Raw genomic sequence first — 816 nt, 5'->3', positions numbered from 1 at the left:
TAACGTTGATACTCATTTAGAAAAGACTTAAGCCTTCTAGAGTTTAGATGTTCTTTACCGTTTTCTACAGTAGTATATGGTAATCTACCAATCTCTTTTGAAAAATCAAAAGGTCTAGTAAAACCACTAAATTTGCTATTTTTATTATGAGTCATTTTTATTATATATAGTAATAACTCCAGCCCTGTTTTCGCGGCATCGTAGACAGGTCCGTCATCCTCGTTACTTTCAACTTCAAACTCAAGATTACTATCACTATCTAAAGTGCTAATTTCTTCGTCGATTTCATCGTCTTCTAAATACTCGTTTATAGAGTCCCAAAACTTATCATCAACATCTTGTAGCTGATCACTTGTTTTTAAGCCAAGATATTTTTTTGCCCATAAATATACATTCTCAGGATCTTCATAAAACTTTTGCAGAGCATTCCTTCTCTGTCTACCATCTAGTAGCCACCTAGTTTTAACACCATCGATATCTTCAACATTTAATATACTGACACCCATAGGATATTCTTTAAATATACTGATGACTAGTTCGAAGTTTTTCTTATCGTCCCAAGTTTGTTTTCTTTGAAATCTTGGTAACTGAATATTAGTATCTTCGATAAAATTCTTTAATGATTCTGGTCTTATTTCGTACATAATTAACCTTTATATATTTAGGTAAATGAAATCAACTCTTGCTATTTTCTTATTTAGTAAAAACTATAAAGTATAGTCCTGAAACAATATGCATCTGTAACAAATCAAGGTTATAAAACATCTTCAGTTGTTTATAAATACAACCATAAACCACCAAGATACAATGTTGAAC

Annotated in this window: 1 protein-coding gene; it reads right to left on the bottom strand. The window is 30.9% G+C overall.

The features are described from left to right. Positions 1-644, bottom strand: a 644-nt coding sequence (locus ACT3QN_RS13655; protein WP_444529298.1) for a DUF262 domain-containing protein, incomplete at its 3' end; no start/stop codon positions are given. Positions 645-816: the final 172 nt, after the last annotated feature.

This window comes from Psychrobacter sp. AOP7-C1-14 (genome assembly GCF_052376135.1).
GTDB lineage: Bacteria > Pseudomonadota > Gammaproteobacteria > Pseudomonadales > Moraxellaceae > Psychrobacter.
This window is presented reverse-complemented; position numbering and strand designations above follow the sequence as displayed.